The organism is Acinetobacter sp. 22323 (assembly GCF_052044895.1).
Lineage (GTDB): Bacteria > Pseudomonadota > Gammaproteobacteria > Pseudomonadales > Moraxellaceae > Acinetobacter > Acinetobacter schindleri.
On the sequence record NZ_JBQEOL010000004.1, the window covers coordinates 39,762 to 66,652 of the forward strand.

24 protein-coding genes are annotated in these 26,891 nt (G+C 41.9%); 5 read left to right on the forward strand and 19 right to left on the reverse strand.

Annotated features, from left to right (window positions below; genetic code table 11):
* Positions 1-12: 12 nt before the first annotated feature.
* From ACTJIX_RS03850 to ACTJIX_RS03940, 19 genes are all read right to left on the reverse strand, one after another.
* A complete protein-coding gene (locus tag ACTJIX_RS03850; protein WP_004889991.1) occupies positions 13-660 on the reverse strand; it encodes a 4'-phosphopantetheinyl transferase family protein in 648 nt (215 codons plus the stop codon).
* Positions 661-767: 107 nt separating this feature from the next.
* The gene (gene der / locus ACTJIX_RS03855; protein ID WP_004889995.1) at positions 768-2,180 is read right to left on the reverse strand and encodes a ribosome biogenesis GTPase Der; all 1,413 of its coding nucleotides are present in this window, start codon (positions 2,178-2,180) and stop codon (positions 768-770) included.
* 176 nt (positions 2,181-2,356) lie between these two features.
* Complete coding sequence (gene bamB / locus ACTJIX_RS03860; RefSeq protein WP_103800613.1) at positions 2,357-3,505, reverse strand: outer membrane protein assembly factor BamB; 1,149 nt, start codon at positions 3,503-3,505, stop codon at positions 2,357-2,359.
* Positions 3,502-4,200 (reverse strand): YfgM family protein, encoded by a 699-nt coding sequence (locus ACTJIX_RS03865; RefSeq protein ID WP_004813100.1) that lies wholly within the window; start codon positions 4,198-4,200, stop codon positions 3,502-3,504. The genes bamB and ACTJIX_RS03865 overlap by 4 nt, the downstream gene beginning before the upstream one ends.
* A 30-nt stretch (positions 4,201-4,230) precedes the next feature.
* Complete coding sequence (gene hisS / locus ACTJIX_RS03870; RefSeq protein ID WP_103800611.1) at positions 4,231-5,526, reverse strand: histidine--tRNA ligase; 1,296 nt, start codon at positions 5,524-5,526, stop codon at positions 4,231-4,233.
* Between the two features lie 3 nt (positions 5,527-5,529).
* Positions 5,530-6,651: a flavodoxin-dependent (E)-4-hydroxy-3-methylbut-2-enyl-diphosphate synthase gene (gene ispG / locus ACTJIX_RS03875; protein ID WP_286859374.1), complete on the reverse strand. Its 1,122-nt coding sequence runs from the start codon at positions 6,649-6,651 to the stop codon at positions 5,530-5,532.
* A gap of 23 nt (positions 6,652-6,674) precedes the next feature.
* Positions 6,675-7,466, reverse strand: a complete 792-nt coding sequence (locus ACTJIX_RS03880; protein ID WP_004890006.1) for a helix-turn-helix domain-containing protein — start codon at positions 7,464-7,466, stop codon at positions 6,675-6,677.
* Positions 7,457-8,257, reverse strand: a complete 801-nt coding sequence (gene pilW / locus ACTJIX_RS03885) for a type IV pilus biogenesis/stability protein PilW (protein ID WP_076753067.1) — start codon at positions 8,255-8,257, stop codon at positions 7,457-7,459. Before pilW ends, ACTJIX_RS03880 begins: the two co-directional genes overlap by 10 nt.
* A gap of 14 nt (positions 8,258-8,271) precedes the next feature.
* Positions 8,272-9,507, reverse strand: coding sequence for a 23S rRNA (adenine(2503)-C(2))-methyltransferase RlmN (gene rlmN, locus ACTJIX_RS03890; protein WP_004890014.1), 1,236 nt, complete (start codon positions 9,505-9,507; stop codon positions 8,272-8,274).
* Between the two features lie 122 nt (positions 9,508-9,629).
* On the reverse strand, positions 9,630-10,061 hold the full coding sequence (ndk, locus tag ACTJIX_RS03895) for a nucleoside-diphosphate kinase (protein WP_004813112.1): 432 nt from the start codon (positions 10,059-10,061) through the stop codon (positions 9,630-9,632).
* A gap of 110 nt (positions 10,062-10,171) precedes the next feature.
* A complete protein-coding gene (iscX, locus tag ACTJIX_RS03900; RefSeq protein ID WP_004813114.1) occupies positions 10,172-10,372 on the reverse strand; it encodes a Fe-S cluster assembly protein IscX in 201 nt (66 codons plus the stop codon).
* An 89-nt stretch (positions 10,373-10,461) separates the two neighbouring features.
* Complete coding sequence (locus ACTJIX_RS03905) at positions 10,462-11,013, reverse strand: phosphatase PAP2 family protein (protein ID WP_004813115.1); 552 nt, start codon at positions 11,011-11,013, stop codon at positions 10,462-10,464.
* Between the two features lie 69 nt (positions 11,014-11,082).
* A complete protein-coding gene (locus ACTJIX_RS03910; protein ID WP_004890015.1) occupies positions 11,083-11,493 on the reverse strand; it encodes a hypothetical protein in 411 nt (136 codons plus the stop codon).
* Between the two features lie 12 nt (positions 11,494-11,505).
* Positions 11,506-13,839, reverse strand: a complete 2,334-nt coding sequence (locus ACTJIX_RS03915; RefSeq protein WP_440611181.1) for a fimbria/pilus outer membrane usher protein — start codon at positions 13,837-13,839, stop codon at positions 11,506-11,508.
* 44 nt (positions 13,840-13,883) lie between these two features.
* Positions 13,884-14,585, reverse strand: coding sequence for a fimbrial biogenesis chaperone (locus tag ACTJIX_RS03920; protein ID WP_004813121.1), 702 nt, complete (start codon positions 14,583-14,585; stop codon positions 13,884-13,886).
* Positions 14,586-14,698: 113 nt separating this feature from the next.
* Positions 14,699-15,220 (reverse strand): DUF4402 domain-containing protein, encoded by a 522-nt coding sequence (locus tag ACTJIX_RS03925; RefSeq protein WP_004813123.1) that lies wholly within the window; start codon positions 15,218-15,220, stop codon positions 14,699-14,701.
* A gap of 1,239 nt (positions 15,221-16,459) precedes the next feature.
* Positions 16,460-17,476 (reverse strand): ketol-acid reductoisomerase, encoded by a 1,017-nt coding sequence (gene ilvC, locus ACTJIX_RS03930; protein WP_163167160.1) that lies wholly within the window; start codon positions 17,474-17,476, stop codon positions 16,460-16,462.
* Between the two features lie 105 nt (positions 17,477-17,581).
* Positions 17,582-18,073: an acetolactate synthase small subunit gene (gene ilvN, locus ACTJIX_RS03935; protein WP_004813125.1), complete on the reverse strand. Its 492-nt coding sequence runs from the start codon at positions 18,071-18,073 to the stop codon at positions 17,582-17,584.
* Positions 18,070-19,797 (reverse strand): acetolactate synthase 3 large subunit, encoded by a 1,728-nt coding sequence (locus ACTJIX_RS03940; RefSeq protein ID WP_163167162.1) that lies wholly within the window; start codon positions 19,795-19,797, stop codon positions 18,070-18,072. The genes ilvN and ACTJIX_RS03940 overlap by 4 nt, the downstream gene beginning before the upstream one ends.
* Before the next feature lie 690 nt (positions 19,798-20,487).
* Between ACTJIX_RS03940 and ACTJIX_RS03945 the strand changes: the two genes are divergently transcribed.
* The 5 genes from ACTJIX_RS03945 to ACTJIX_RS03965 all read left to right on the forward strand — a co-directional run bounded on the left by ACTJIX_RS03945 (position 20,488) and on the right by ACTJIX_RS03965 (position 26,889).
* Positions 20,488-20,814: a DUF4124 domain-containing protein gene (locus ACTJIX_RS03945; protein WP_227591025.1), complete on the forward strand. Its 327-nt coding sequence runs from the start codon at positions 20,488-20,490 to the stop codon at positions 20,812-20,814.
* 121 nt (positions 20,815-20,935) lie between these two features.
* The gene (gene leuS / locus ACTJIX_RS03950) at positions 20,936-23,557 is read left to right on the forward strand and encodes a leucine--tRNA ligase (protein WP_440611182.1); all 2,622 of its coding nucleotides are present in this window, start codon (positions 20,936-20,938) and stop codon (positions 23,555-23,557) included.
* 307 nt (positions 23,558-23,864) lie between these two features.
* Positions 23,865-24,398 (forward strand): LPS-assembly lipoprotein LptE, encoded by a 534-nt coding sequence (locus tag ACTJIX_RS03955; RefSeq protein WP_440611183.1) that lies wholly within the window; start codon positions 23,865-23,867, stop codon positions 24,396-24,398.
* A gap of 12 nt (positions 24,399-24,410) precedes the next feature.
* Positions 24,411-25,397, forward strand: coding sequence for a DNA polymerase III subunit delta (holA, locus tag ACTJIX_RS03960; RefSeq protein WP_325776813.1), 987 nt, complete (start codon positions 24,411-24,413; stop codon positions 25,395-25,397).
* Positions 25,398-25,515: 118 nt separating this feature from the next.
* On the forward strand, positions 25,516-26,889 hold the full coding sequence (locus tag ACTJIX_RS03965) for an efflux RND transporter periplasmic adaptor subunit (protein ID WP_440611184.1): 1,374 nt from the start codon (positions 25,516-25,518) through the stop codon (positions 26,887-26,889).
* The last annotated feature ends 2 nt before the right edge of the window (positions 26,890-26,891 follow it).

The window sequence follows — 26,891 nt, forward strand, 5'->3', positions numbered from 1 at the left end:
ATATCCCCCTGTTTATGCTACCGGATACTGGTAAATCTGAATCTGTGGAAAACTAAAGCCACGACAGGACTGCTCAGCCTGCCATGCCACGCTGAGCACACAATCACCAAATACATAGTTGTGAAATGCAAAGACCCCAAGCTGCGCATGCTGACACAGGCCACCCTGCTGCTGTGGATGTACTTTAGTATTGAGCTCACTTAAGTTCATACGAATACCCATACCATGTGCTTTTAATACTGCTTCTTTGGTGGTCCAGACCTTAAACCAGTATTCAGGATCACAGTCTAGCTGTTGCCAGATCGCGTATTCTTCAGGGTGAAAGGCATGCTGTGCCAATGCATCAAAACGAACTTTACGGCTTAATTCTTCAACATCCACCCCAATTTCTTTGACTGTTTGGCTCATGGCAAGTGCATAAAAATTCTGGCTATGGCTATGGTTAAAGGCAATATTTGAGTGGTCTTTGAGATAGGGTTTGCCATACTCTGCACGTGCAAGATCATGATCGCAAATTGAGAAATTCAAAGCACTGGATAAATACTGATTTCGCAATTGAACGATGTGTTGTTTGCGTTGCTGGAGATACGCTTTACGCGTTAGCCCATCAGATGTGGCTTGAACCGGCAGTTTATGTAAATCAATTCGAATCTGACGCATTACAGGATCCTTTATTGCTCAAGTGAATTATAAAACAGTTCAGACCTCTATGGTGAAAGCACAAAAAAGCCTGCTATTGCAGGCTTTTTACTTTATTCAAATACAGATTAACCGCGTTTGAATTTCTTCTCAGCTTTCTTGAATTTCTGAACATAACGACGCTTACGTGCTGCAGTACGTTCATCAATTTGCGACTTACGACCTTCGAACGGGTTTTCAGAAGTTTTAAATTCAATTCTTACTGGTGTACCTTCAAGTTTATAAACTTTGCGGAACACATTTTCCAGGTAACGACGGTAATCCGCAGGAGTTTTATCGACCTTGTTACCATGAATGACAATGGTCGGTGGATTCTGACCGCCAATGTGCGCATAACGCATTTTGATACGACGGCCTTGAACAGTTGGCGGCTGGTGAGCTTCAGTCGCATCTTGCAGAATCTGGGTGATTTTTGCAGGAGAGACTTTCAGGTGTGAAGAATCATAGGCACGGTGGATCGAAGGATAAAGCTCACCGACACCGGTACCATGTAATGCAGAGATCAAGTGAATCTTCGCCCATGGAATGAAGTCAAAACGACGTTCCACATCCAGCTTGCACTGCTTACGATCATATTCAGACATGTTGTCCCATTTATTGATCGCAATCACCATGGCACGACCTGCTTCAATCGCATAACCGATCAAGTGCAAGTCCTGCTCTACAATTCCTTCACGTGCATCAACAACTACGACAACCACATGCGCATCTTTCATCGCCTGCAAAGTTTTCACGATTGAGAATTTCTCAATCATCTCATCGACTTTACCTTTACGACGTACACCTGCGGTATCGATCAAAGTGTATTTACGGCCATCACGTTCAAATGGAATGTAAATCGAGTCACGTGTTGTACCAGGCTGGTCAAATGCAACCACACGCTCTTCACCCAGTAAACGGTTGACCAAGGTTGATTTACCAACGTTCGGACGACCAATAATCGCGAGACGCAAACCGGTATTTTTATCGTGTTCAGCTTCAGACTCATCTTCAGGCACATCTGCAAGTACTTCTTCAAGCATCTGCTGTACACCACGACCATGACTCGCCGCCACTTGCATCGGCTCGCCCATGCCAAGTTTATAGAACTCAACTAAAGCAGCTTCTGCGTGTACTCCATCTACCTTGTTCGCAACGAGGAAGACTTTTTTACCCAAAGTACGCAGCTCACGGGCAATCTGTTCATCAGATGCCAACAATCCGGCACGTGCATCGACCACAAAGATAATCATATCTGCTTCATGGATTGCAGTTTTAGACTGCTCTGCCATGTAAGAGTCGATCCCACCTTCGTTCTCACCGATACCGCCAGTATCAACGACAATGAAGGATTTATTTTGATAGACAGCATCACCATACTTACGGTCGCGTGTCAGACCTGCAAAGTCTGCCACCAATGCGTCACGGCTCTTGGTTATCTGGTTGAACAGAGTTGATTTTCCGACGTTCGGACGACCAATGAGCGCAATTACGGGTTTCATAGATTAACCTTTATTCAATATCAGGCTGTCTAAAAATGGCCTGAACATCAGAAAGTTCTGGAAGAAAATGGGAATAGGATTAAAGCCTAAAATAAATAAAAACACGGGGCATTGAACATTCAATCACCCCGCGTAAAAAATACGGTTGGCTTATTTTAGCATAAGCCACAGAAAAATTAACGATTCTGCCAGATACTGTAAGCACCCTTGCGTGTCGACACATAGAGCTGGTTGTCGATCACACGCAGTGTGCGAACTTCACCAGAAGTCTTGGAACGACCAACAATCTGTCCAGTAGACGGATCAATCAGGTGTAATACACCGTCCAGGTCACCGACTACAAGGTCTGTACCCAGCATGACCGGGTTGCTCAGCTGACGGTTTAACAGCTGGTCATTTTCCCAGAGTTTCTGGCCAGACGTAATTTCATAGGCGGTGATTTTACCATCAGTCTGGGCTACAAAGACACCATTACCTACAACTTCTGGACGCTGGATACTGCTGGCATCTTCACTCCAGATCACCTGTTGTGAAGCCAGATCAAGCACAGTCACCTGACCTTGATAGCTGGTTGTTACTACAAACTGACCAGCAACGACCGGCTCACCATCAATATCATTCAGACGTTGAATATCGGAGCGACCATCAGATACCGCTACACGGCGCTGCATTTTTGGCACGCCAGTAACAGCATCCAGAGCATAAATATAGCCGTTTGCTGAAGCAATCAGTACATGACGTGGGTCAAGTGCGACTGGTGCCGCCATACCACGCAGGCTGAATTGTACATTAGGTAGCTTATAAGTCCACACCTGTTTACCAGTACTGACTTCATGAGCGAAGACCATACCGTCATTCGCTACGGTAATCACACGGTCTGCGTGCACTAAAGAGGGCGCAATAATGGCACCCGACAATTGGGCAGCCCAACGCTGTTCACCCGTCTGCTGATCTAAAGCAAACAGCTGACCTTTGGTATTGCCTGCAATCACCAGACCAGAAGCCGCCTCCACACCCGCGCTTAAGCCGGCTTTAGACACTTTTTTCTGCCAAAGACGTTGCTTGCCCTGATAAGCAGAAATTTCCCCATTTGGATTAATGGCAAAAATCACACCGTTGTCTGCATCGAGGCGTAAACGTAATGGATCTGCTTCATCCGTAGAAGAAACACTGCTAGAAAATACAGGAACCAGTGATTTTGCCTGTGCAAGTTTAGGAAGTGGATTTGGCTTGGCTTCTTCCACTTTAATGGTTTTTCCCGCACAACCTACCAAAGCAAGGGTTAACACGGTTAAGGCACAGGTGAGTTTGTATTTTCTATTCATTCAGTTTCTTCCACTTGTGTATCTATAATCGGGCGTTCAATTTCAGGATCATCGACCAATACGCCAACACTTTCTAGTTTAATTTGTAAAATCTGACGTTCTTCTTTGCGTTCTACCAAAGTATCCCATGCACTTTGATACACTTTCTTGGCATTTTCAATATCATTTTTAGCAACATAGATATCTCCACGTGCTTCATCTGCAGTTGCTTTAAAAGCAGGCTCATTCACCGCTTCTAAAGTTTTCAGTGCTGCATCATATTTTTTCTGTGCCAGCTGGGCATATGCCAGACGAAGTTTAACTACTTGCACCAGACCTGCATCATCCACCTTGGAGTTTTCAACTTTCTTCAGTGCACGTTCAGCTGCTGCATAATCTTCTTTGTCATAAGCCAGTTTTGCCATTACTAGCTGAGTCTGAATCGCCTGCGCTGAGTCAGGTGCTTCCTTGACAATCTTGTCCGCAGTATCAGACAGTTTAGCAAACGCATCGCCCTGAGTAGACCGTGCATCATCCATTAACTGCTGTACCTTGGCCGTTTGCTTCTGCGACTCCGCCAGGTTCTTCTTCTGCCAATATTCCCATCCAAAAAAGGCAATCAGCGCAACCAGAATTCCGGTAATGATTGAAGAGCCATACTTCTTTGTGAAGGATTTCAAACTTTCAAGTTGTTCATCACCACCAATTGCGCTCATGTGATTACCCCTTTCCTAATGTCTTATCGATTATTTTGAAGAAATTTTAGTTGTGAAGAATGCCACAAAATCAGTAAATGGCACATCTGATTGCTCTGCCGTTGCCAGCTCTTTTACGGTAAAAGTCTGTGCTTCCAGTTCACGTTCACCCATAATCACGGCATAGATCGCACCAGACTGGTCTGCCTTTTTCATTTGCGATTTCATTGAACCTTGTGAGCCAACTTTCAGGCGAATGCTACTCCCGGCAGCTTCTAACTGGTCACGGATCTGTTCAGCCAAGACCAGTGCCTGACCTTGAGAAGCAGGGTCTGCCACCAGAAATACTTCACAATCACGTACAGGTGTGTTGTCTTCAACTTGCTCCAGTAAAAGCAGTAAGCGCTCCATCCCCATCGCAAAACCAACCGCAGGTACAGACTGGTCTGCCTTACCTTTTAACTGACCCACCAGACCATCATAACGACCGCCGGCACAGACTGTACCTTGTGAACCTAAATGCGTTGTGGTCCATTCAAATACGGTTTTGTTGTAATAATCCAGACCACGTACCAGTTTCTGGTTGATGACAAAGCTGACGCCTGCATCAGTCAGGTATTGCTGTAACTGGTTAAAGTGCGCCAGTGTTTCTTCACCCATAAAATCATGCAGTTTAGGTGCATTTTCTAAAATAGACTGCGTTTTGGCATCTTTAGAATCCAGGATACGTAATGGATTCGTGGTTAAACGACGCTGAGAATCTTCATCCAGATCGGTTTTATGCGCTTCCAAGAATTCAACCAATGCCGCGCGGTATGCCGCACGTTCATCCGACTCACCCAAAGTGTTGAGTTCAAGCTGGACTTTATCGGCAACACCCATACGTTTCCATAAACGCGCTGTCATTAAAATCAATTCAGCATCTTGATCTGGCGTTGCTACACCAAAAGTTTCCACACCAAACTGGTGGAACTGACGGTAACGGCCTTTTTGTGGTTTTTCATAACGGAACATAGGTCCGACATACCACACTTTCGGGGTCGCACCACGCAGCAGGTTATGCTCAAGCATGGCACGTACGCAACCTGCTGTACCCTCAGGACGCAGCGTCAAAGACTCCGGTGGATTACCTTTGTCCAGAAAAGTGTACATTTCTTTTTCAACGATATCCGTTGCATCACCGATTGAACGTTTGAACAGATTGGTCTGTTCAACGATTGGTAAACGAATTTGTTGATAGCCATAGGCATCCATCAGACCCGATAAATGCTGTTCAAGACGTCTCCAAGCTGGGGTTTGCGTTGGGAGAATGTCATTAAAACCTTTGATTGCGACGATTGAACTCATGATCTACTCAGGAAAACTTGTACGAATAATTTCTTTAGATTTAGCTTTTTCAAGCTCATCAACACGTTGACGAACCATAGCTTCGATTTCATCAACCAGTTGATTGGTATCGATTAAATGGCTCTTTTCACCATTACGATACACCAGTGAACGTGGACTTGCACCTACTACACCAATGTCGGCTTCCTTAGCTTCACCCGGACCATTTACTTTACAGCCAATCACCGATACATCCATTGGTGTACGAATATCTTCCAAACGTTCTTCAAGCGATTGCATCACTTTAATTACATTAAATTCCTGACGTGAACAGCTCGGGCAGGCAATGAAGTTAATCCCGTTAGAACGTAAACCCAGCGATTTTAAAATATCGAAACCGATCTTCACTTCTTCTTCAGGTGCTGCTGCCAATGAAATACGCATGGTGTCACCAATACCTTCCATCAACAGACCACCAAGGGCGATTGCAGACTTCACCGAACCTGTACGGTAAATGCCCGCCTCAGTCACACCCAAGTGCAGCGGGTTATCAATCTGTTTAGACAGCAGACGATAAGCATCCATGGTCAGGAACACATTCGATGCTTTTACCGATATTTTAAATTCATGGAAATCTAAACGGTCTAAAATATCGATATGACGCATCGCCGATTCAAGCAGTGCCTCGCCTGTCGGCTCGCCATATTTTTTCTGGATGTCTTTTTCTAATGAACCAGCATTGACACCAATACGCATCGAGATATCGTTATGACGCGCAGCTGCCACGACTTCACGAATCTTGGCTTCTGAACCGATGTTACCTGGGTTAATACGCAGACAGTCTGCGCCCAAGTCAGCTACTGCTAGGGCAATTTTGTAGTCGAAGTGAATGTCTGCAACCAATGGCACACTCACCTGTTTACGGATTTCCCCAAACGCTGCCGCTGCTTCCATACTTGGTACAGAAACACGCATGATATCAGCACCCGCATCGACACAACGCTGGATCTGTGCGACCGTTGCAGCTACATCACAGGTTTCGGTATTGGTCATACTCTGGATGCTGATAGGCGCATCACCACCGACATAAACAGAACCAACACGAATCTTGCGGGTTGGACGGCGTTGAATCGGATTCACAATCATGATTTGTTTCTACTCTCTTGCCATTAACGTGATAAACGGAATTCTGCTTTTCCGTTTACAGTATATGGTGACAATGAAATATTTTCGTTATTCAGGGTCATGGCCACAGCGGTTGCATCATCAAGACGGATCTGAAATGGAGTTTCACCATTTAAATCCAATGTTGATGATTGACGACCAGTAGCAAGCACTTTACCGGTTGAGTCAACAATATGGACTGAAGTAGGACGGCTAAATTCAAGTTTTAGCTGATCACCAGATACTGCTGCATTGGAATCCATATTAATGATTTCAACGTCTGATGCCCGAGTCATTACTTCCGGTTCTACTTCAGTGCTACTATTGCCTGACCAGTTTTGGATTATCGTTACCAATACACCTAAAACTGCTAACGCCACTAATGCGATTAAACCGCGTTTTAACCATTTACGGTTACGGTCACGATTAGAGCCTGGTAATTTACCCATAATCTTGATTGGGGAATTGTTCAAGGCATGATTCGGCAACAGACCGGTATCATTGGCATAAATCTCATCAAAACGTTGAATGATATTCGATGCATCGACGCCTAAGAACTTCGCATAAGTACGATAATAACCCTTGATAAAGGTCGCTTCCGGTAAAGCTTTATAATCATCCTGTTCCAGTGCAGTCAAAGTTTTGACTGGAATATTCAGTTCACTTTCAACATCTTCCAGCTCAAGTTTTTGGTTGATACGAATCTGGCGCAAGTACTCACCTGGACGTTGAACATTTCCTAACGCGTTTGGCGCTACGCTCGAATTATTCGATGGTGAATTAGGATTTACTTCCATACGGCCTCAGTAGTGTACTGTAATTGCAAATAACGTTGGTATTCCGGGCTTTCAGGGAATAAGGCGCGCAATTGATTGACCAATACTTGCATGCCCATTTGATCACCCTCGGCACGCGCAGTACGAATGCCGATCCAGAGCGCACGAGCACCCTGGTTTTTCTGTCCCACCGAACGTACAAATTGTTGATACATATTCGACGCTGCCGGGAACTGCTGATTCAGATAAAAAATCTCTGCCAACTCTAACATTGAAATGTAAGAATCGCGATTGGCTTGCAGGGCCTGTTTGAATGATTTTTCAGCATTCACCAGATCACCCTGCTTCAGGTAGATCCGCCCCATATTTTCAAGCGCAAGATAACGCTGGTCATAGCCCAGTGTCGCGCCTGCAATTGCAAACTGTTCAATTGCATCATTATAACGTTCAAGCTGATACAAATAGGTGCCATAATTGTTACGTGCCTGTGCATTTTTAGGTTCGGCTGAAATCGCGCGCTTAAAGTAAGTTTCGGCACGATCCAAGTTCAGCCTACTACCTTCCTGCTGTAACAAAACACCCATCATCATATTGGCTTGAGCATCACGTGAATTAATTTTAAGCGCCTCATCTAGCGCTCTTTTCGCTGAATCCAGATCACCAGTCTTCAGATATTCAACCGCCAATTGAGTACGCACCTGGGTCGCTTTTTTAGGATCCTTTTTACCCACTTCTGCCGTTTGACAGCCAGATAGAGCAATAGAAACACATACTGTTGAAATAAAAGCAATTTTAGATGTCAGATTTCTCAATTGGTGACCTCTTGTTATCCTTGTGAGCGCATGATCTCATTGGACTGCGCGATTTTCTTCTTCCACTGTTCCGCACGACGGGTACGATCAGCAACTTGTCCCACTAATTGACCACACGCAGCATCAATATCATCACCACGTGTCTGACGAATCGTACACACAAAACCTGCATCAGACAAAGTTTTTTGGAAAGAAATAATACGGTTACGGCTTGAGCGGCCATAAGGCGCATGCGGGAACGGATTAAATGGAATCAGGTTAATTTTGCTTGGCAAATTCTTCAATAATTTAATCATCTGCTGGGCATGTTCCGGTTTGTCATTCACGCCGTCCAGCATGACATATTCAATGGTCACATGTTTACGTGCGCTTTCATTGCCATCTTTAGTGATATAGCGCTGACATGCTGCAATAAGTTGCTCAAGCGGATATTTTTTATTGATTGGCACGAGTTCATTACGCAGTTCATCATTAGGTGCATGCAATGAAATCGCCAGAGCGACATCAATATCTTGAGCCAATTGATCAATTTTAGGCACCACACCTGATGTTGATAGTGTCACACGGCGTTTTGACATACCGTAGGCAAAGTCATCCAGCATGATACGCATTGAACTGAGTACAGCATCATAATTCAATAACGGTTCGCCCATCCCCATCATAACGACATTGGTCACTGAACGCTCACGCTCTGCCACAGGCACATCTTCCATATAGGAATAGTTTGCCATCCATAACTGGCCGATAATTTCAGCCTGGCTTAAATCACGCTGGAAACCCTGTTTACCCGTTGAACAGAATGAACAGTCCAGTGCACAGCCCACCTGTGAAGAAATACACAAGGTCTTACGTGAGCCAGTTTTATCTTCTGCTGGAATGAGGACAGTTTCAACCAGTGAACCTTCACCATCACCGACACGGAACACCCATTTACGCGTACCGTCTTTAGAATAATTTTTATGCACCACTTCTGGCGCTTTAATTTCACAAATTTTTTCCAGCTTTTCACGCAACTTGCCTGAGATATTGGTCATCTCAGCAAAATCAGTCACAAAAAATTGGTGAATCCACTTCATCACCTGCCCGGCACGAAACTTCTTCTCACCCATATCTTCGAAGAATTTTTCCATTTGCGGACGTGACATGCCAAGTAAGTTCACTTTTTCTACAGCCTTTTGCTGTGCTGGAGCGGATGGAGTGTGTTGCTGTGCCTCAGAAACTGCTGATACAGCGACTGCTTCAATACTCATGTGTATTACCTAAACCATGTCTAAAGATGAAAGGAGAAGCTCAATATCTGAGCAAAGAATTATTCAGGGAATAAAAAAACCAGATAAGTATAATAACACTTATCTGGCTTGAATACTGCGAATTAACGAGTACGTGGAGCAATCTCAGTTTGAGCGAAGAAGTAGTTAACTTCACGGTCAGCAGATGCTACAGAGTCAGAACCGTGAGCAGCATTTTCGTCGATGCTTACAGCGAAATCTGCACGGATAGTACCAGGAGCAGCTTCTTTAGGGTTAGTCGCGCCAAGGATTTCACGGTGAGCAAGAACTGCGTTTTCACCTTCAAGAACTGAAACAACAACTGGACCAGAAGTCATGAATGCAACTAGGTCACCAAAGAAACCACGTTCTTTGTGCTCAGCGTAGAAGCCTTCAGCTTCAGCTTGAGTCAGGTGCTTCATTTTAGTAGCAACAATTTTAAGACCCGCTTTTTCGAAACGAGCAAAGATTTCACCGATTACGTTTTTAGCAACTGCATCTGGTTTAACGATAGATAATGTACGTTCAATAGCCATGATTGGCTCCTTTAGTCAATGGTTGACATGAAAATTTGGCGCATTATACCGAGATAATCCGCAATTTTCTGCTTTTACTCTGTAAAAAAATCGCTTTTTTAGATGAGGTCTTAGCGCGCCTCGTCAATCCATGCCATTTGAATGGCTTCAAGCAGGCCTTCAGTTGATTTTTCAGGATTATCTTCAAAGTCTGGAAGTGCACAAACCCATGCATGCAAATCAGTAAAACGAATCCATTGCGGATCCACGTCCGGGTGTGCTTCATACAGTTCAATTGCGATATCAAGAGTATCAGTCCAACGTAAACCCATATCTATTCCTAATAGCCATTTGCTTCGATGTGGTACTTTAGCAAATCTGGCAGAATCTGCGAGTGTTTAGCGGTTCCAGAGCTATATTTTTACAACACAATGTTCAAGAGCGGTGCCAGAGATATAAAACTTACCGCCACAGTTATACCGATGACAGCCCCCATTGCTACATCACTCGGATAATGCAGACCGAGTATCATTCGTGAGGCTGCGACCAACACCGTAAAAGGCAGCATTAAAATCAGTAGAACTGGAACTGCATAACCCAGCATCGTCGTTGCCATGACGGCATGCAAGGTATGTCCTGAGGGAAAACTGTAATAGTCTAGAGGATGGTCACCGAGACGAATAAGCTGATGCACCTGATAAGGTCGGGGGCGTACAGTTTTAGTTTTTAGTACTTTGTAGATTGCCGTACCAACAGTACTTCCCAAAATTAAATACAGCATTTGTAGGCTATATAATAAACCTTGTAGCGCCCAGGTAGTGATGATCATCACGTACCAGAATACACCATTGCCAAGCCGGCTGATAATTTTGAAAAAAGCAGCCACACGTCCAGAATGCGAAAGATGATTTAATACTACGCAACCTTTTAAATCCATCTCCATTAATTTTTGTTTTGCATGATGGAATTTCACCGTTTGGCTTCCTGTAATATTTTCAGTTCATTTTATCGATTCTTAGCTACCGAATTATTTAAATCAAATTTAGAAATTAATATCGACTGAAATCCGATCACGATAAGTACCTGCTGGAACACCATTAAAAGGATTATCTACCAGTTGAACAGATACAATAAATTTCTGTCGCTGGGCTGCGCTCTGTTGGAGTGGTACTCCCCACGCATTACCGCTTGCTCCTCTTAAATTTAACTTAGTGCGGAGTTTATAGGCGCCATTAGATACATAACTCATACCATCAGTACTAACCAGATTTTGGCTATTAAATAAAATTGAATAACCAGTATCACAGCTGATATTAAAAGACGTGGCTGCCTGGCTACGCTGGTAGCTTTGCAAACGAAGCTCATCATTAGCAAAGCCATCAATTGAACAATATTGAGCAGATGCCATGGTGCTCATCGCAGATACTGCTATTAATAACAAGAGTTGTTTCATTATAGTTTTCTCCTACTCGCAAACCGTTTCAAAAACATGTTTGTCCGCACTCTGGAATTGTATTTCATTCAGATTAAATTGTGCCTGGCATTGCTTTCCGCCTTGAGTTTTAATTTTCAGGTTATATGCACCTGCCTTAAATAAATAAAGATAGACCATACCCTGGCTATCAACAAAAGAAGCTTCCTGACTGAGCCCGTCTACAAGAACTTCAGACCCTGCAACCAGCGAATTTTGCTGTGCATCCTTAAGTTTGACAGCAACCCGTTTTGTTTTATAAATCGGAAAATCCAGACGATATCCGCGTTGATCTAAGCCCACCAGTTTCTTAGAAGATTGTTCAAAAGTTTCATCCATTGCCAACTGGTTATGATCAAAAGAAATGTCATAATGAATATAAGGAATAAGATTATGAACAAACATATAGCCTTGTTTATTGGTACTTCCTACACGTGTTGCCGAGCGATAAATATCAATATCTGAATGTTGGTCCACATTAACCAAGGCAAAAGCATTATCGGCATATTTGGTCAAGGCAACTTTATTCCCCATCCAAACTAATGCGCCATCAAATGTAACTTGTGAATTACGGCGATCCTCATATTCATCATGAGATAATTGCAAGTTACCTACGCTGGTTTTCCACAAGCCATAAGCATTGTAGTTAATTTCTTCATCACTTCGGTTTACACCCACGACATAATCAAAGCCATTCTGGGTCATGGTTCGATGGGCATAACTTAAACTTGTTTCATTATCTGCGGTATCATGATCCAGAGAAAGCCGCCCTCGTTCGCCCCAGTTATAATAAAAGGCGATACGAAATCCCTGATCTCCGTCCTCACTAAAATCTTTATAATAGCCAAAATCCGTATATAAATTTCTAGTTAGACCTTTTGTCGCTCTAATATCAAAAAACTTACGGTCTTCTCTTGGTGAATCATCAAATTCATTATAATAAGATTGATAAATAAAATTAAAATTTAGACCATCAATAATTTTAAGATTAGAAAAGTTGAAATATAAAATACTTGAAGTCTCGATTTCGGAATCATATAAGTCAGTATTTAAATATTGATACTCTTGAGTAAAATATCGACTATTTAAGCCAACTGACCAGTATTGAGAACTTCGACTCAAGCCAACTGCAGCAGCATAACCTTGCTCATCTATACGATCTGCCTTGCTTGCTGATACGGCGGTATCTAAAAGAAAATACTTACTGATACCTTGGGTCCACAACACATCTACATTGCTAACATCTTCACTATAAAGTAAATCTAGGCCCAAGGTTGTAGAAGAGGTGATTCCTCGGCGAAAATAGAGTTTGCTAAAAAAATCACGATAATCATCATCCACAAGATCATAGTTATAACGCAGCTTTCCTAACGAAATATTGTATTCATTTAACCTTGGCTTCAATAACCGGCTATTAATATAAACAGGAAAACTCCGAACAGTACGATTTCCAAGTATATCCTCCACCACAATTTGAGCATCACCTGCCTGATTGACAACTCCTCCAGCTGGTAAATTGTAATTACCCGGGGTGATTGAATCCCGGTAAAGTCTTACACCATTAATAAAAAGATCTACCGTAGAGGGTAAGCTGGCGCTACCATTTAAGGCCGGGATATTCCAATACACAAAATCAGGACGATCAATATAATTAGTTCCAAAACTTAAACCGCCAAAACGAAAAGAATTATTTAGCAAGTTATAGGGACTGGTCGTATCACCGAAAGTCAGCTTTAAAAATTTTGTCGGAAAATCGATATCTAAGGTACTGTTTACGCGCAAAAACGTTTGTTCTGTTTCCTCAGGTTCATTCCGATAGAGAAACGCATTTTTAAACAACCAATAATCTTTAAAGATCCCAAACTCTGAGAACGTATTAAACTCCTGATCTTCTTCATCCTTACCATAGAACAGACTATAGTTCACAAAGCCACCAAAGTTTGCTTTTTCCGGAACTTCTATTTCCAGCTCATAATCGGTTCCTACGAAAAAATCTGCAGGAAAGAAGATTTTAATCGCCTGAAGACTATAATCATCCTCGACTGTAATTCCTGGCTGTGTTAATGAACAAAAATCTTTCTTAGCTAGGTGTCGTGAAATTTTTTCTACCCGTATTCCAATATCAGATAAAGCTTCACATTCAACAAATCTTTTCCCATTCTCAGAAAATGTTACAGTTTCAGTGTGATAATCCACACCATTGATCCATATATTAACGATAAGTACTTCTGGACTTTTTAGTTGATTTGATTCTTGACTAAGTTCTGCATTTGCATTTATCGCTCCCATACCACATGCAATCATTAGGAAAAGTTTTGTGGCTTTCATAGCATGATCCTTTTACTATTTCTTATTTTTATGAGATAGAACTATCACCCTTTTACTGGAAACTCTAAATACCCTGCCTGCTCATCTAACTTAATTTTTAATTTGGCTATATTCCCAGTTTTAATTTCACCTAATTCAAATTTAATTTTATTACCGCTTAACACATACAACGCCAAATCTTGTCGCAGTAATTCATTATTTTTATTATCGAGCACAACAACTTCAGTAATTTTCGCAAAAGAATTTTCTGAATTAATGATATTGAGATAGGCTACATTATTAATTTTATGTAGATCCACACTGAGCTTTGGAGGAACTACCTTTCCAGCAAAAAGTGGTAAAGAAAAATTAAATAAAAAGTTAATTGCAGACTCCTCTACAACCGGTGTTACTTCCTTAAAAACTACTCTCCAAGACTGTTGTTTTTCCAGGTTTTCTGGCGGCTGACTAAAGCCAATACGCACAATCTGCTTACTTTCTGGTTTAAGTTCAAAAGTTTTTGGATTAAATAATAAAGTTCTATCTTCTACGAGAACATCTTCTCCTTTTTCATCCTGCTGCCATTTAAATGCATTAACTTCATAGATTTTAGATTTAGATAGACCAGTACTTTCGATATTAACCGTAGTACTTTTCTGTCTTTTAAAATCTTGGATATTTAATTGTATTGGATTAAATTTAATTCCTGCAGACAAAGAAGCACTGTAGAGGAGCATAATTAGCAACCCTATTAATTTTATATTCACCTTTGACTCCAAATATTTAAATATAATTATTATTAATTTTTTATATTAAAGTAGGAGATGTTTAAAACATCTCCTAACGGTGTAACTATTTTATAAGAATGATTTTCTTATTTTTAGAATCGAACCGCTACTGTATAAGTACCACGGTAAGTACCAGCATCAGCGTTGTTATAATCATTTTGTGCAACTGTTGCAGTTACATTAAATGCCTGATCGGCATTGCCTGTACTAGCTAAAGTACCACCATTGTACGCATCAGCAGCGCCATTTTGACGTGTGCTCACTTGTACCGGTACTGCGCCACCCGCTCCAGTTAAAGTATTTGGTGCTGAGATTTGCAGTCTGTATGGTGCATTTGTACGTACATTAAATGTTCCTGTATCTGTCCAAGTACCATTTTGTGCTTGAGCCAGCGTTAAGGTTTCATCTACGACATCTAGGTCGCAATGTCGAGCAACATCTAGAACTACATTAATTTTTCCATCACACTTATCACCACAAGCATGCTTGCCTGGTTTATGTGGTTTAGTCGGTTTAGATGGACCTGGGCCACGATCTGGGCCACCTGCATATACACTTGCTGATCCTAAGCCAAGTACAACTGATGCTAATGCTGTTAGAACTATTTTATTCATTTTTTTCTCCATTCTTTTAAAAGAATATAAATATTTATTTCGAAGAACGGTTAATGCAAAACTCTTATTATTATGAGTGCAGCTACCTAACCGTAGGCTTATCTTATAATTATTAGTTCCAAAACATACAAATGTGATAACTTTCACAATATGTTTTATTATTCTTTCACAAAAGCACACTTTTATCTTAGATCACTATATTCTAAAGAATTATTTTTTTGAATTTTACAATTAAGGCAAATTAAAGAGAAATTTATAAAAACCAATTTTCTATCAATATTTTTAATCAAAAAAATCGATTAAAAATAAGTTATTGTTTTTTATTTTATTTTTATTAAATAAAAAATAGTTGCATTAAATATTAAAACCTTACAAAATCTTACAATTTACAATCCAATATTTTAAAATAAAAAAATTACTAATTTTATTTTTTTGATTTTTCATATATTTACATTACCCTTCTCATCAAAAAAACATTCAATATAAATAATTAAATTTTTACAATCAACAACTTAATAAATTATTTTTCACTATTTTAATACTTGTATCATAATTAATGACTTTTATTTCTTTTTCTATACAAATTTATTCAACCTTAAATTTTATGATAATTTTACTGGATATAAATTTAGTTCAAATAATAATTTAATTAACTTTACATTAAAATAATTAAATTATTTTTCATTTTAAATATAAAAAATTTAATTATTCCTAAGTTATTAAGACCTGTTAATACTTAAAAAACATTTTTACTTATTAATTAATTATATAAGCCACTATCTTCTATAGTTTATTTTATCTTAATTTTATTTATTAACTTTCTTTAATTCACCCTTAGATCTAATTATTCGCATTTCTAACTTATTAAAGAAAATTAATAGTCAACAAATAATCAATTATTTTTAAACCCAATAATATACATCTCTAAAAATAAAAATATAAAAACATCATTCAATTTGAGTGGTTTTTTCCTTTAAATCAAATGATCCGAGAAATTAGTTTTACGCTTTATAACGATCTTGTTTGCTTGAATTCAAGGTATGAACGAGTACAAAACACTGTTTTGTAAGAAGTGTAAGGAGGCAAAGCACTGCTTTGAATGAAGCACAAGAAGTGAAAGCACACTGTTTTCATCTATTTGAGGCATGAAGTTCAACTCAAATAAATCAGTTTTGTTTTTACAAGACATCAAAAAAGCCCCTGTTAAAAACAAGGGCTTTTCGACTTAGAAATTAGAACTTAGTTCTTTTCTTTGTCTACGATTTTGTTTGCTTGAATCCAAGGCATCATCGCACGAAGTTTGTTACCCGTTACTTCGATACCGTGAGCAGCATTTTGACGACGACGTGCAGTCATAGATGGGTAGTTCAACGCACCTTCTTGGATGAACATCTTCGCATATTCACCTGATTGAATACGTTTAAGTGCATTGCGCATTGCTTCACGAGACTGTTCGTTAATAACTTCAGTACCAGTTACATATTCGCCGTATTCAGCGTTGTTAGATACTGAGTAGTTCATGTCCGCGATACCGCCTTCGAACATTAAGTCAACGATCAATTTAAGTTCGTGTAGACATTCGAAGTATGCCATTTCAGGCGCATAACCAGCTTCAACCAAAGTTTCGAAGCCCATTTTAACCAATTCAACAGCACCACCACAAAGAACTGCTTGCTCACCAAATAAGTCAGTTTCAGTTTCTTCACGGAAAGAAGTTTCGATGATACCTGTACGGCCGCCACCAACACCTGATGCATAAGAAAGCGCAACGTTACGAGCGTTACCAGAAGCATCTTGATGAATAGCGATTAGATCAGGAACACCTGAACCACGTTGATATTCAGAACGCACAGTGTGACCAGGCGCTTTAGGCGCAACCATGATTACGTCAAGATCAGCACGTGGAACAACCTGGTTGTAAAGAACAGAGAAACCGTGAGCAAATGCAAGAGTCGCGCCTTGTTTGATGTTTGGCTCGATTACGTCACGATAAAGTTGTGCTTGGAACTCGTCTGGAGTCAAGATCATCACTACGTCAGCTTGAGCAACAGCAGCAGGAACTTCAGCAACTTTAAGACCAGCGTTTTCAGCTTTTTTCCAAGAAGTAGAACCAGCGCGAAGACCTACAGTTACGTCTACACCAGAATCTTTAAGGTTAAGCGCGTGCGCGTGACCTTGTGAACCATAACCAATGATCGCTACTTTCTTAGATTGGATGATAGATAAGTCGCAGTCTTTATCGTAAAAAATTTGCATTGCTGTCTCCGCTTAATGCTTGTTTGTCTGTTTAACCAGGCAGTGAATCTTGTATTTACACTGCCTGATACCCCCTTCTTTTTAGGATGAGGAAATACTTTAAAATTAGATTGTCAGTACTTTTTCGCCGCGTGCGATACCCGAAACACCTGAACGAACCACTTCTAAAATGGTATGTTCCGCAAGTGCATCAATAAACGCATCCACCTTTTCAGTTGTACCTGCAATTTGAATGGTATAAGTCGTTGGCGTTACATCAACAATCTGACCACGGAAAATATCGGCAGTACGTTTGATTTCATCACGCGATGAACCGAGTGCTTTGACTTTAATGAGCATCAGTTCACGTTCAATATGCGCACCTTCTGACAGATCTACTACTTTTACCACTTCAACTAATTTATTCAGCTGTTTAGTAATTTGTTCGATCTTGTGATCATCGCCATAAGTGGTCAATGTCAAACGAGAAAGTGTTGGATCTTCAGTTGGCGCAACGTTCAATGTTTCGATGTTGTAGCCACGTTGTGAGAATAAACCCACTAAACGGGAAAGCGCGCCTGCTTCGTTTTCAACAAGTACAGAGATGATATGTCTCATGCTGTGCGCTCCCCTTTTGCCAACCACATATCCTGCATTGACTGACCTGCAATAAGCATCGGATAAACGTGCTCAGAGCGATCAACCATTACGTTAATAAATACGCACTTATCATTGATTGCCATCGCCTCTTCAAGCTTAGACTCAAGCTCATCTGCATGATCAATCTGAATACCAACATGACCATAAGCTTCCATCAATTTTGCAAAGTCCGGCAATGACTCTACATAAGAGCTAGAGTGACGACCTTCATAGTTCATATCCTGCCACTGTTTTACCATACCCAAGGCACGGTTGTTCAGGCACAGAATTTTAACGTTCAAGCCGTATTGCTTACAGGTTGAAAGCTCCTGGATACACATCTGGATCGATGCTTCACCAGTGATACACACCACTTGCTGATCCGGGAATGCAAGCTTAGCCGCCATTGCATATGGCAGACCTACGCCCATCGTTCCTAAACCACCTGAATTGATCCATTGACGTGGACGCTTGTAGCGGTAGTGCAATGCGCCGAACATCTGGTGCTGACCCACGTCAGAGGTGATGATCGCTTCGCCATTGGTCACTTTGTCGAGCGCACGAACTACTTGTTGAGGCTTCATCGAACCATCAGTCGGTAGATCAAACTTCAAGCAGTTCACTTGACGCCATTCATCAATTTGCTTCCACCATGCCGCAATCGCTTCAGGATTTGGCTTGGACACATTCATCTGTTTCAGCTGGTTCAGCATTTCCTTTAATACAGGTTCTACTGCACCCACGATTGGAATGTGCGCCATGATGGTTTTAGAAATCGTCGCTGGGTCAATATCAATGTGAATGACTTTGGCATTTGGACAGAATTTCGCAGGATTATTGGTTACACGGTCATCGAAACGCGCACCGATACACAGAATCACATCTGCATTGTGCATGCTCATGTTGGCTTCATAAGTACCGTGCATACCGAGCATGCCCAGGAACTGTGGATCATCGCCCGGGAATGCACCAAGACCCATCAAGGTATTGGTTACCGGGAAGCCCAACAGATGTGCAAGTTCAGTCAATTGTGCTGAAGCATTGCCTTGAACCACACCACCGCCAGAATAAATCACTGGGCGTTTAGCATGAATCAGTTCGTCAATCGCTTTACGGATTTGACCTGAATGACCACGGTATGGTGGCTGATACGAACGCATCTTCACTTTTTCAGGATATTCGTAAGCAAATTTCTCTGCTGGATTGGTCGCATCTTTCGGAATATCAACAACGACTGGACCTGGACGACCAGAAGCAGCGATATAGAATGCTTTTTTGATAATTGCCGGAATTTCGCTGGCATGACGAACCTGGAAGCTGTGCTTCACAATCGGACGAGAAATACCAACCATGTCCGTTTCCTGGAACGCATCCTCACCAATTAAGTGACTTGCAACCTGGCCAGACAGGATCACCATTGGAATGGAATCCATATAAGCTGTTGCAATTGGGGTTACGGTATTGGTTGCGCCCGGACCTGATGTCACAAGCACGACACCAGTTTTACCTGTTACGCGCGAGTATGCATCTGCCATATGGCCGGCAGCTTGTTCGTGACGTACAAGGTAATGATTAATTTTGTCTTGTTGAAATAGCGCGTCGTAGATATGTAGAACTGCGCCGCCTGGATATCCAAAAACATGTTCAACGCCTTCATCCGCTAATGCGCGAACGAGCATTTCACCACCAGATAGAAGTTCCAACGTGATTCACCCTAATATTATTCACTGCACAAATGGGAGGCATTTGCAGTGTTCATTCATTAACTGTCTGCACTGTTATAGCACATAAATTTCATAGTTTTCATAGCAATAGGAAAAAAAATCTGGCCTCTTTACTGTTCGAGCAATACAAGACCTAAAACATGTTGGGATAAACATATTTTGCTTAGCTTTGTTCAATTTCTCGGCTAGAGAAATCGCCCACTGCATGAAATGACACTTATTCGAAGGGTGATCGATCTAAGGCATATAAAACTATTGCAGCATTCTTGTGTTTTCAGTCTGTAAAGTCAAGTTCAAAAAACACTCTGTTTCATCTAGCTTATAGGGTTTTTGCTGTTTTTCTAAACTTTTATTAAAGATATAGCTTTACACCCCCTCTTTATAAAGAAAAAATATTCAATAAAATCATTATGATAAATATTCATTTTTATAAAATTTTAGTATGCCTTATATAAAAAAAATGAATGAATTTTTCTATTTTTTGATTTTAATGTTTATAAATAAATTTACTTATTAGTCTGTTTATATTTTCTTCAATTAGCTTTTTCTGCATTTATTACGAAAAGTCGATAAAAATACTCCTCTGATTATTTAAACTGACTACAATATGCACAACCTGAATGCTGAAACTGCAAAGGATCAATAACCATGAGACATTCACTGTTTGCCATGTTAACAAACACCCTTCTACTCTGTTTTATGAGTGGAAACACCATGGCAAATCAATACTATAAATGGGTCGATGCCAAGGGAGTAACGCATTACACCAAAACACCACCGCCAAAAAATGCAAAAAAAGCAGGTAAAGTGGAAACTTATGGCTGGAAAAATTCAGCCCCAACCCCTCCTAGAAATACTGAACCTGCTGAACAAACTGAGCACGCATCTCAAGAACAGCTGCAACAATCGCCTCAAGCTCCAGCGAATCAAGACCAGCAGCAACGCGAAGCGAACGAAGCCTTGCAACAATCTAAAAAGCGTGCAGTCGCTTTATAAGGCATCCCTTTAATAGGACAGTCGTTTTTCTTCGGGAAATGTGAGTGCAAAATTCACTATAAGTGCATTTTGCGCTATGCTGTGCCTCATAATTTTTTAACCGTTCTCTTGTATTACGTATATGACTACTCACATTGACTCAGAATACCAAGCCAGTGCGATTGAGCCTCAAGTCCAACAGGACTGGGAATCGCAGAAAGCCTTTAAAGTTGCCGACACTGTAGAAGGTCCACGTCGTTATATCCTCTCGATGTTCCCTTACCCAAGTGGCAAACTGCATATGGGTCATGTGCGTAACTATACGATTGGTGACGTGATCAGCCGTTTCCACCGTTTAAAAGGTGAAACTGTGCTTCAACCAATGGGTTGGGACGCTTTTGGCTTACCTGCGGAAAATGCAGCAATTGCGCATCAGGTTGCACCTGCAAAATGGACCTTTGAAAACATTGATTACATGCGTAATCAGTTGAAAAAGTTAGGTCTTGCAGTGGACTGGGATCGTGAATTCGCAACCTGCACACCTGAATACTACCGCTGGGAACAATGGTTATTTGTTCAGCTTTATAAAAAAGGCCTGATCTACCGTAAACTTTCAACCGTGAACTGGGATCCAGTCGATCAAACAGTTCTTGCCAACGAACAAGTTGAAAATGGTCGCGGCTGGCGTTCAGGTGCATTGGTTGAAAAACGTGATATTCCAATGTACTACTTCCGCATCACTGACTATGCGCAAGAATTATTAGACGATTTAGACACATTAAAGGACGGTTGGCCACAACAAGTCTTGACCATGCAACGTAACTGGATTGGTCGCTCGCAAGGTATGGAAATTACCTTCCCTTCAGCAAATCCTGAAGTTTACTCAGATGGTCTAACTGTATTTACCACACGTGCCGACACCTTGATGGGTGTGACTTATGTTGCTGTTGCAGCAGAACACCCAATGGCGCTAAAAGCGGCTGAAACGAATCCTGAGCTTCAAGCATTCATTGAAGAATGCCGTATGGGTTCTGTGGCAGAAGCGGATCTTGCCACTGCCGAGAAGAAAGGCATGGCAACAGGTTTGTCAGTTAAGCACCCTGTAACAGGTGAACAAGTTCCAGTTTGGATCGCAAACTATGTGTTGATGTCATACGGTTCAGGTGCGGTGATGGCGGTACCTTCACACGATGAACGTGACTTCGAATTTGCCAACAAATATGGCTTAACCATTAAGCAAGTGATTGATGCCAAAGGCGCAGATGATGCGGACTTTGATGCAACACAATGGCAAGAATGGTACGGTTCGAAAGAAGGCAAATTGGTCAATTCAGGCGAATTTGACGGTTTAGATTTCCAAGGCGCATTTGATGCATTCTTAGCGAAACTTGAGCCACAAGGTCTTGCGAATGTAAAAGTTCAATTCCGTTTACGTGACTGGGGTGTCTCTCGTCAGCGTTATTGGGGTTGTCCAATTCCAATGATCAACTGCCCAACGTGTGGTCAAGTGCCAGTGCCTGAAGAACAACTTCCTGTTGTGCTGCCGACTGACGTAGTTCCAGATGGTTCAGGTAACCCATTGAACAAGATGCCTGAGTTCTATGAAACATCTTGCCCAAGCTGTGGTGGCGACGCACGTCGTGAAACTGATACGCTAGACACATTTGTAGAATCTTCTTGGTACTATGCACGTTATGCATCTCCAGACTTTACCAATGGCATGGTGAAACCTGAAGCGGGTCAAACTTGGCTTCCTGTCAACCAATACATCGGTGGTGTTGAACACGCGATTCTGCATTTGCTTTATGCACGTTTCTTCCACAAATTGATGCGTGATGAAGGCGTGGTACAAGGTAACGAACCATTCACTAACCTTTTAACACAAGGTATGGTGCTTGCTGATACCTATTACCGTGAAGCAGAGTCAGGCAAGAAAACATGGTTTAACCCTGCGGACATCGAGCTTGAAAAAGACGAAAAAGGTCGTATCACTTCTGCGAAATACAAAGAAGATGGTCAAGACGTTGTCATTGGCGGTCAAGAGAAGATGTCGAAATCGAAAAACAACGGGATCGACCCGCAAGCGATTATTGACCAATACGGTGCAGATACTGCACGTGTATTCATGATGTTTGCTGCTCCACCAGATCAATCTTTAGAATGGTCGGATGCAGGTGTTGAAGGTGCAAACCGCTTCTTGAAACGTGTATGGCGTTTGGCAACGGGCTTCCTTGAACAAGGTAATGCTACTGCAACTATCGACAAAGCATCGCTTTCAACTGCTGCGCAAGACTTACGCCGCAAGACTCATGAAACCATCCAAAAAGTGGGTGATGACATCGAACGTCGTCATGCATTTAACACTGCGATTGCAGCAATGATGGAACTTCTGAACGCAAACAACAAGTTTGAAGCGAAAGATGACAATGACGTGGCGGTTGCACGTGAATCGATCATTACGCTTTTAACGTTGCTTGCACCATTTGCACCACACTTAAGCCAGACTCTATTGGCGCAGTTTGGTATTGAGTTAACTTCTGCTCAATTCCCAAGCGTTGATGAATCTGCATTAATCCGTAATACCCAAACCATCGTGGTTCAAGTGAACGGTAAGCTTCGTGGCAAATTAGAAGTATCGGTAGACGCTTCTAAAGATGACATCTTGGCGCAAGCAAAAGCATTACCTGAAGTGCAACAATTCTTGACGGGTCCAACCAAGAAAGAAATTGTGGTGCCGAATAAGTTAGTGAATTTGGTGGTTTAAATCCTGAGGAATTGTTTAAGCACTGCTTTAAACAATTCCGCAAGGGGGGATGTGGGCAATTAAATCTATTAACCTCATCCTCTTGCGGAATATATTTCTCATCCCGAAAAAGAAAGTTTTAAAAACCCCTCATCCTAACCTTCTCCCAGAGGGAGAAGGGACTTTAAGGAATAATCCCTCCTCACATAAAGGTAGAGATTAAAAAACAATTCCCAAACAAAGCCCGTTGCCAGTCAACGGGCTTTGACTTTACAATCCCCTACAGAATTTCAATATTTTCCCATTTTGGAAAAACAGAGGACAGCGCATGCATTTGGGCAAACGTTTAGCAGTAATTGTTTTAACTTGTGGCCTGAGTGCAGGCCTAGTCGGCTGTGGCTTCCATCTTAAAGGTAATAATCCAAGCTCGGTACCTGTGGCTTATTCAGTAATGAGTCTGGCTTTACCTACCAATACCGAGGAGCTTCAGGAAAAACTGGCAATTTATCTGGGTGCGGCTGGCGTACAATTGTCAAATTCACCAAATGCCTATGTACTACGTGTGCTGGACTATACTCCGCGTCGTCTGGAATTAAACGGTAAACTGATAGAAACATTATTACGTCTCAATGTGACCTTCCGTATTGAAGATGCACAAGGTAATCCTGTGACTGAACCGCGTACGATCGTCGCGACCCGCACCTATCAATATGATATCGAGACAGTAAATACTGATGACCAGGAACAGGTTTTCCTGAAACAGGTTCTCATTGATGATGTAGCACAACAGATTGCGCGTCAGATATCATCAAATCGCCTACCATTGGCAAAACCTGAAACTCCTACTCAACCGGCACAATAAGACGACTCAACCATGAAACTTGATTACCTTCAGGCATTAAAACGTGTCTCCGATGCTCGCGGTGCCTGGGTGTTACATGGTCAGGAACCTCTGCTTGAGCAGAACCTGATGGATGCTTTTCGTGCTAGCTGGCAACAGCGGGAAGTTGAACGTCAGCGCTATGATGTCAGTTCGGTCAGTGACTGGAAAAATGTCTTTAATGCATTAAATAGTTTGTCTCTGTTTTCGACTCAATTGGCGGTTGAAGTACATGGCAATATTAAGCCGGACGCTAGTGGCATCAAGCTATTAAAAAGCTATTTGCAGCAGGACAGTGACAATTTATTGCTGATCATCATGCCTAAACAGGATAGTAGCAGCCTGAAATCCAGCTTTTTCCAGGTCATGGATGCCAATGGCGTCAATGTCTCTCTGACAGCTAATTATCCGCGCGACCGTCAGCAAATTTTGTCAGTTGAGGCAGAAAAGCTCGGCATTAAACTTGCCAATGATGCCTGGGCATGGCTGGAACAACACCATGAGCATAACCTGCTGGCAGCCAAAAATAGTCTGATGCGTGTCAGTGATACCTTTGCTGAGATCGATGTAATCCAGGTGGATCATCTGTATGCCTGCCTGCAAGATCAATCACGTTATAGTACCTATGACCTGAGTGATGCCTTGCTAAATGGCAATCTGGCACAATCGATTAAAATTTTTCAGTATCTGATTGCTTCTGGTGAGCCATTAAGCTTAATTCTGTGGAGTATCAGCAAGGAAATGCGTTTGTTAATGCAGCTGTTTGAACAGCCACAAAATGCGCTACAGATCGGTATCTGGAAAACCAAAGTTAGCCTATATCAACAGGCTTTACGTCGACTTAGCCCACAAACCTTTTTAGCTTGGCCAGCCCTGTTATTAAGAATTGATTCTTCTATCAAAGGGTTGGGGCATGAAAACCCTGAACATCTGGTGCAGCAAGCCATTGCCAGCATGTGTGGCAAAACTTTATTTCATTAATAACTTAATCATCAGATAAATAAAATAATAATCATTCTTATTTGTTAAAAAAATTCACGATTTATCCTTAATTCGCTTTTATAATCACTCACATATCTCTGACTTAAATCTGTTCACTATGCCAAAAATAAAACCGTCCAAACTGATCATGGCAGTAGTCATTGCCATTGCACTTATAGCCACCGGGTGGTATTTCCTCAAACCTGAAGAACAGCCAACACAATACATTACTGCTGAGGTGACTCAGGGAGATATTGAAAACTCGGTACTGGCAACAGGTGTACTGGAAGCCACCAAAATGGTCAGCGTCGGTGCGCAGGTTTCTGGTCAGGTGAAAAGAATGTATGTGCAACTGGGCGATCAGGTTAAACAGGGTCAGTTGATTGCTCAAATTGATTCTGTACGTCAGGAAAATGATTTAAAAACTGCTGAAGCCAGTATTAAAAACCAGATGGCACAACTTGCTGTGCGACAAGCAAATCTGGCCAAAGTTGAAGCAGAATATAACCGTCAGAAAGCCATGTATGCACAGGATGCGACTTCCCGTTCAGAGCTGGAATCAGCCTTGGCAAGTTATAGGACAGCACAAGCGGACATTACTGCAATTAATGCTCAGATTGAACAGTCACGTTTAACTTTGGCCACTGCAAAAGAAGATCTGGGTTATACCCAAATCGTGGCACCGATGGATGGTACCATTGTGGCGATTGTGACTGAAGAAGGCCAGACCGTAAACGCAAACCAGAGTGCACCGACCATTGTGAAGCTGGCAAAACTTGACACCATGACCATCAAAGCCGAGATTTCTGAAGCAGATGTCATGAAAGTTGAAGAAGGTCAAACGGTTTATTTCACCACCCTAGGCAACAGTGAAAAGAAAATCTACGCGAAACTACGTCAGGTAGAACCAGCACCAAATTCAATTAATACCGATACCAATACTTCAAGTTCATCTTCTAATTCTGCAGTGTATTACAACGCCTTGTTCGATGTACCGAATGAAGATGGCAAACTGCGTATTGATATGACGGCGCAAGTCTATATTGTGCTGGATGAAGCACGAAATGTATTGACCATTCCGGCCGCTGCGATTCAAACCTCTAACCGTCCACAACGTCCAAATCGCGGTGAAGGCGCTCAAGAAACACGTGGCGAGGTTCGTCCACGCAGCGAAGAGTCTGCTGCTCGTGATGAAAGCCGTGCTGACAATGCAAAAGGTGAACGCCCTGCCCGTCTGGAACTTTCTGATGTAGAACGTGCTCTGGTTGAACAAGGCAAAGCTCAACGTGCCATGGTTCGCGTATTACAAGCAGACGGTACTGCAAAACCAACACCAGTGCTGATCGGCTTGAATAACCGTGTGACAGCGCAAGTGATTAAAGGCCTGAAACGTGGTGATCAGGTGATCATTGCCGATGGTTCAGACACTTCAAATGACAGTGCTAAACGAAGCGGTGGTGGTCGTAGTGGCGCCGGCCCAATGAGAATATAAGC